Annotated in this window: 8 protein-coding genes; 6 read left to right on the plus strand and 2 right to left on the minus strand. The window is 65.4% G+C overall.

From position 1 onward, the window contains the following. Window positions 1-16 precede the first annotated feature (16 nt). The 5 genes from QP415_RS07750 (at window position 17) to QP415_RS07770 (ending at window position 3871) form a co-directional block, all read left to right on the plus strand. Window positions 17-1036 (plus strand): metal ABC transporter substrate-binding protein, encoded by a 1020-nt coding sequence (locus tag QP415_RS07750; RefSeq protein WP_034475306.1) that lies wholly within the window; start codon window positions 17-19, stop codon window positions 1034-1036. Beyond that, window positions 1033-1857, plus strand: coding sequence for a metal ABC transporter ATP-binding protein (locus QP415_RS07755; protein ID WP_048677143.1), 825 nt, complete (start codon window positions 1033-1035; stop codon window positions 1855-1857). The genes QP415_RS07750 and QP415_RS07755 overlap by 4 nt, the downstream gene beginning before the upstream one ends. A gap of 13 nt (window positions 1858-1870) precedes the next feature. Beyond that, window positions 1871-2797 carry a metal ABC transporter permease gene (locus tag QP415_RS07760; protein ID WP_016461294.1) on the plus strand — a complete coding sequence of 309 codons (927 nt, stop codon included), beginning with the start codon at window positions 1871-1873 and terminating at the stop codon, window positions 2795-2797. A 16-nt stretch (window positions 2798-2813) separates the two neighbouring features. Continuing rightward, the gene (locus tag QP415_RS07765; protein WP_048677141.1) at window positions 2814-3203 is read left to right on the plus strand and encodes a Fur family transcriptional regulator; all 390 of its coding nucleotides are present in this window, start codon (window positions 2814-2816) and stop codon (window positions 3201-3203) included. A 116-nt stretch (window positions 3204-3319) separates the two neighbouring features. After that, window positions 3320-3871 carry a hypothetical protein gene (locus QP415_RS07770; RefSeq protein WP_048677139.1) on the plus strand — a complete coding sequence of 184 codons (552 nt, stop codon included), beginning with the start codon at window positions 3320-3322 and terminating at the stop codon, window positions 3869-3871. Here the strand turns inward: QP415_RS07770 and QP415_RS07775 are convergent. Beyond that, window positions 3868-4692 carry an isoprenyl transferase gene (locus QP415_RS07775; protein ID WP_048677137.1) on the minus strand — a complete coding sequence of 275 codons (825 nt, stop codon included), beginning with the start codon at window positions 4690-4692 and terminating at the stop codon, window positions 3868-3870. The genes QP415_RS07770 and QP415_RS07775 overlap by 4 nt on opposite strands. Beyond that, window positions 4689-5426 carry a DNA repair protein RecO gene (gene recO, locus QP415_RS07780; RefSeq protein WP_285099623.1) on the minus strand — a complete coding sequence of 246 codons (738 nt, stop codon included), beginning with the start codon at window positions 5424-5426 and terminating at the stop codon, window positions 4689-4691. Before recO ends, QP415_RS07775 begins: the two co-directional genes overlap by 4 nt. A gap of 243 nt (window positions 5427-5669) precedes the next feature. Here recO and QP415_RS07785 point away from each other — a divergent pair, with 243 nt between their 5' ends. Beyond that, window positions 5670-6209, plus strand: coding sequence for a TetR/AcrR family transcriptional regulator (locus QP415_RS07785; RefSeq protein ID WP_285099624.1), 540 nt, complete (start codon window positions 5670-5672; stop codon window positions 6207-6209). Window positions 6210-6349: the final 140 nt, after the last annotated feature.

A 6349-nucleotide genomic window follows, 5' to 3' on the forward strand; every position in this document is an offset into this window, starting at 1 on the left:
CTCAATTGCAAAGAGAATGATTCTCATGTCGAAGAGAATCCTTGCTGCCGCCTGCGCAGCCGCCACTGCGCTCGCCCTGTCCGCCTGTACCTCCACGGCCTCATCCTCTGGTAGCTCCTCCAAGGACGAGACCCTGACCGTCATGGCGTCCTTTTACCCCCTGAAGTACCTAGCCGAGAAGATCGGCGGCGACCACGTCACCGTGACCTCGCTGACCCCGGACGGCGCAGAGCCTCACGACCTTGAGCTCTCCCCCAAGATGGTCGACTCCCTGTCCTCCGCGGACGCGGTCGTCTACCTCGCGGGCTTCCAGGGTGCGGTCGACGAGGCGATCGAGCAGCAGGCCCCCAAGACCGTCATTGACGTCTCCCCTGCCGCAGAGCTCGTTGAAGCCGGTACGGATGCGAACCACCCCGCCGAGGAAGAGGAAGAGGGCACCGACGAGGCCCAGTCCGGCGAGGCGGAAGGCCACGACCACGAAGGTCATGACCACGAAGGCCACGAGCACCACCACGACATGAGCGCGGACCCGCACTTCTGGCTGGACCCCGTGCGCATGGCGAAGGCCGCGACGCTGGTGGGCGACAAGCTCGCCGAGGCTGACTCCGCCCACGCGGACACCTACAAGGCCAACGCGAAGGCCCTCTCCGAGGAACTGACCACGCTGGGCGATACCCTCGTTTCCAGGACCTCGACCTGCAAGGTCAAGACCTTCGTGACCGCCCACACCGCGTTCGGATACCTCGCGGATCGCACGGGCCTGACCCAGGTGGGCATCTCCGGCCTCGACCCCGAGTCCTCCCCCTCCCCCGCACGCCTGGCCGAGATCGCCCAGATCGCAAAGGACCAGGGCGTGACGACGATCTTCACCGAGGCCCTCATCGACCCCAAGGTCGCCCAGACCCTGGCCGACGACCTCGGCATCACGACGGCCGTCCTGGATCCGATCGAATCCCAGACCGACGCATCCAAGGACTACGCTGCAACGATGAACTCCAACATTGATGCTCTGACGAAAGCTCTTGACTGCCAGTGACAACGACTTTCACTCCCACGACGGCGGGAGCCTCCCACGCGGAGGCGACCGCCGTCGTGCGTCTCGATAATCTGCACGTGGCCTGGGATACAGACCTGATCCTGCATGGCATCTCGCTGAGCATTCCCGCGGGCCAGACCGTCGCGATCACGGGGTCGAACGGCTCCGGCAAGTCCACGACCCTCAAGGCCCTGCTCGGCACGGCGCCCATCACCAGCGGCGACGCCCGGCTCTTTGGTCACTCGGTCACCACCCGTCGCCGCGTCCCCTGGAACAGGATCGGCTACGTGCCCCAGCGCATCTCCTCGGGCGGCGCGATCAGCGCCAGCGCGATCGAGGTCGTTCGTTCCGGGCTGCTCGGACCTCGTCGACTGTGGGCGCTTCCGGGCGACACCGCGAAGGCGTTGGCCGCCCTCGAACGCGTCGGCATGGCTCACCGCGCTCACTCCCCCCTGAATATTCTGTCGGGCGGACAGGCGCAGCGCGTCCTCATCGCCCGCGCCCTCGTTCGCCGTCCCGAGCTGCTCATCATGGATGAGCCAATGGCCGGAATTGACGCGGCCTCGCGCGCACGCCTCGCGCAGATTGTCGCCGAGGCCAAGGCGGAGGGGACGACGATCCTCATCGTCCTGCACGAGCTCGGCGAGCTCGGCCCCCTCCTCGACCGAGAGCTGCACATCAGCGCGGGTCACGTCTCCTACGACGGCCCGCCCCACATCGAGGACGACCACGAACAACACCACGGTGGCGGCGACCATTGCCACCCCACCATCGAACCCGGGGCCGCGCCGACCGACCACGGCCTCGTGAGCGGAATCTAGACGGGAGCGACGCATGATTGACGCACTGACGACCCTCCTGTCCTCGCCGATGATGCAGCGTTCGCTGCTGGCTGCCCTCATCGTGGGCCTCACCGCCCCAATCATCGGCACGTATCTCGTGCACCGCAGGCTCGCGATGCTCGGAGACGGCATCGGGCACATCTCTCTGACCGGCGTCGCGCTCGGCTGGCTGGTCGGCACGTTCGCAAACGTGAGTCCGGCCGACTCGTGGGCGATCCCGGGTGCGGTGATCATCTCACTGCTCGGCGCGATCACGATTGAGCTGGTGCGCCAGAGCGGTCGTACGTCCGGGGACACGGCCCTGGCCATGCTGTTCTACGGCGGCATCGCGGGCGGTGTCCTGCTGATCGGCCTGGCGGGAGGCACCTCCGCGCAGCTCAATTCCTACCTTTTCGGGTCAATCTCGACGGTGCGATGGAGCGACATCACGCTCATCACGATCCTCGGGATCGCGATCGTGGCCCTCGGCGTGGGACTGGCTCCCGCGCTCTTCTCGGTGACCAACGACGAGGACTTCGCGCGCTCGACGGGTCTGCCCGTGCGCACGCTGTCCCTCCTCATCGCAGTCCTGTCGGCGCTGACTGTCGCCGTCGCAATGCGCGTCGTCGGATCGCTGCTCGTCAGCGCCCTCATGGTCATCCCGGTCGCCATCGCACAGCTGGGAGCGCGTTCATTCCGCTCAACGATGGGCATCGCGATGGCTCTGGGCGTCATCATTTGCACGTCAGGCCTGTCCCTGACCTACTTCGTCGACCTCTCCCCCGGCGCAACAATCGTTGTGGGAGCCATCGCTCTGTACGCGATTGGTTTCGGGATCAGGGCTATTGTGGATCGTGTCCGCAGGGTGCGCAGGATTCGCGCGGCACGAGGCCACAACCAGCACCCTGAGCACGAACAGACCGCTCACGCAGACGCATGACGACGGAGGGAACACCATGCAGCGCATGACGAAGCAGCGTCAAGCAGTCCTCGACGAGCTCACGCGCGTCAGCGATTTCCGCAGCGCCCAACAGATCTTCGAAGATCTGCACGGTCAGGGGCAGCGCGTGGGGCTGGCGACCGTCTACCGCTCGCTCCAGAGCCTCGCGGAGGACGGACGGGTTGACACGCTGCGTTCCTCCGACGGCGAGGCCCTCTACCGCTCGTGTACGACGCACGATCATCATCACCACCTGGTGTGCCGCGAATGCGGTTTCACCGAGGAGATCGAGCAGTCGCAGATCGAGTCGTGGGTGGAGTCCGTCGCCACCGCGCACGGGTTCAGCGACGTTGAGCACTCGCTCGAGCTGTTTGGCGTCTGCGGCTCCTGCCGCGCCAAGAGCTAACGGCGCGATACATGCACGAAGAGGCCTGGGAGGTGGATACACTCCCAGGCCTTTTCTACACCCCACCTCGCAGGTTAGGATAGGCTTCGTTTGCTGAGCCTCACTCTGGGAGCGTCATGTTTGCCGCCGGTATCGACTCCATGGTCCCCGCCTTCGCACGCGAGGGCATCTGGCTCTTCGTATTCCTTTTCGTGGTCGTTCTCTTCCGCGCCCAGCTCACCTATTGGCTGGCGCGAGGTGCCGCCTCGGGCGCGGTTCGAGCGAACGGGCGTCAGGGTTTCGTCGGCGCCGTCGCACGCTGGTTCGACGGCCCCATTCCCCGCAAGGGCGCGGCCATCCTGGACAAGTGGGGAATCATCGTCATTCCCCTGTGCTTCCTGACGGTCGGCATCCAGACCGCCGTCAACGCGGGCGCAGGACTCGTACGCATGCGCTGGAGCACCTACACGTTCGCGATGATCCCGGGGTGCATCCTCTGGGCTCTCCTGTATGGCCTGGGCACACTCGCGGTCTTTGCGGCCGCGATCCGCGCAGTTGCAGGCTCCCCCTGGGGGTGGGCGGGCCTCGCCCTCATCGCCATGCTGATCGCCGCGAAGATTGCGTGGGGCCGCCGCAAGCGCCACACAGTGAACGCCGCGCTCGCAGCGGAGAGCGCGGATAACGGCTAGGAGCTAGCGACACGGTCGATCGCGCCGCCGAAGCGGCGGTCACGGCCCGCGAACTCTTCCAGACACCCCCACAGCTCTTCACGGTCGAAGGCCGGCCAGGGCGTGTCGACGAACATCATTTCCGCATACGCCATCTGCCACAGCAGATAGTTGGAGAGGCGCTGTTCGCCCGACGTGCGGATCATGAGGTCGACGTCGGGAACGTCTGGCAGGTAGAGGTGGCGCGACAGCGTCTTTTCGGTGACGCCGCGCGGACTCAGGCGCCCGGCCGCGACGTCCTCGGCGATGGATCTGGCGGCGTCGGCAAGCTCAGCGCGCCCGCCGTAGTTGACGCACATGATGAGGTCGAGTGTCTTGCAGTGTGAGGTCGCGCGGTCGGCCTTTTCCAGCGCGTTGATGACGCTCTTCCACAGCTTGGGTCGGCGCCCGCTCCAGCGCACGTGCACTCCCCACTGGGCCAGTTGGTCGGTGCGGCGGGCGAGCACGTCGGAGGCGTAGTTCATGATGAAGGAGACTTCCGCGGGCGAGCGTTTCCAGTTTTCGGTCGAGAAGGTGTAGACGCTCAGGTAGCGCACGCCCGCGTCGATCGCACCGGCGATGGTGTCCATGAGGGCATACTCCCCGGCGCGGTGTCCTTCGGTGCGCGCCAAGCCTCGACTGTTGGCCCAACGCCCGTTTCCGTCCATGATGAGGGCGACGTGCGCGGGGGCCTCTCCCTTGCGAAAGACGGGCGCCTCGCGGTGCCATTGGCCCGGGCCGAGCAGGGGCGCGGTGGGGTCTTGCGGGGCGCGGTCCATAGGAGTGGGGCGCAGATCTGTCATGGATGACTCCTATCGATGACGCTCAGCGAGCGCAGGCGGCGTTCCAGATGCCATTGAGTGTACGAGGAGATGAGGCCCGAGGCCTCGGTGCGCGCATAGGGTTCGCAGCGGTCGGCGTGCTCCCAGTCGCCGCTGAGCAGTTGGCCGAGGAGGGCCACCGTGTCGGGCGCGGGCGAGGAGGCACCGGGCGGACGACAGGTGTCACAGACGGTGCCTCCGTCGGGGATGGAGAACGAGGAGTGGGGTCCCTGGGTGCCGCACACGGCACAGTCGAAACAGGAGGGCGCCCATCCGGCCAGGGCGAGAGCGCGCAGCGTGTACGAGGTACGAACGAGGGTCGGGTCGTGGCGTCCCCTCGCGAGGGCGTTGAGCGCGCCGAGGAGGAGCAAGTACTGGGAATGCGTGCCGTCCTGCGCATCCGTCGTGAGGCGTTCGGCGGTCTCAACGATGACGGTGGCCGCGAGGTAGAGGTCGTAGTTGGCGGCGATCGCGTCACCGTATTGGGCGATGGACGCAACCTGGGTCAGAGTATCGAGGGTGCGGCCACGATGGAGCTGGGCGTCGATGACGGAGAAAGGTTCGACGCGCGCACCGAACTTGGAGGTCGTCTTGCGCACGCCCTTGGCAACGGCACGCACCTGGCCATGCTCAGCGGTGAGGAGCGTGATGATGCGATCCGCTTCGCCCAGCTTGTGGGTGCGCAGGACGATCGCCTCGTCTCGATAGGACTTCATCACACGAACATTGTGTCACGTCGGCACAGTCGCAGTGACGTGATGCCCGCGTCCATCGCAGGGCGCGAAATCAATTGTGAAGTGCACTGTCACATCCACCGACAAGCCCTCAGACGGGCGCTGACAACAATATATGAGAAACTGACAGCGTGGTCGGTTACACAGCCGGCAAGTAGTTTTCGAGTAGATAGTTTCTTCGTAACTGGTTATGGTTTACTCATAACCGTCGAAGGAAGGATACAGATGGCACCCCCGATCGATGCCCGCGAAAAGCTTGGCACTGCACTGCGTCAGGCACTGACCCAGACCCCCCTGTCAAAGATCTCTGTCAGCGCGCTGACACGTTCCGCTGGGGTCACCCGTCAAGCGTTCTACTACCACTTCAACTCACTGAGCGACCTCAACGCCTGGGTTTTCCGCGAGGAAGTCACATCCCGCCTGACCGCCAGTTCGGGAGAATGGCTCGACGCTATCGAGGCCACCATGACCTGGATGCACAACCATCGCGACGAGACCGCCTCGGCCATGAAGACCATCGAGCCGAACGACCTGTGGGCGTTCCTGGCCTCTCACATCCAGGAGCTCATCGAGTCCCGCCTGCCCGGCTCCGCCTCGGCCACAGCGCGCGACGTCGTCGCCCAGCACTTCGCCCTGGCGACCACCGCCCACATGGGACAGTGGATGCTCTCCGGCCTCGAGGTCAACCCCTCGCTCGCGATTGCTCGCATGCGAGTGCTCATGACCGACCAGACCACCCCTGCCCTGGCTCGCCTGGCCAAGTAACGCGGTTATTCCCACCAACCGCACAGGGACAGACACGCAGCCTTCTCAGCCCCGACCTCGTCCTGAACTGCGCCCCGAAACTTGGACGCGTTTAATGGTAGCCGTTATGCGGCTTCCTGTAGGGCCTGATCCCGGTATTC

The sequence above is a fragment of the Pauljensenia sp. UMB3104 genome (assembly GCF_030217285.1).
In the GTDB taxonomy this organism is placed as follows: Bacteria; Actinomycetota; Actinomycetes; order Actinomycetales; family Actinomycetaceae; genus Pauljensenia.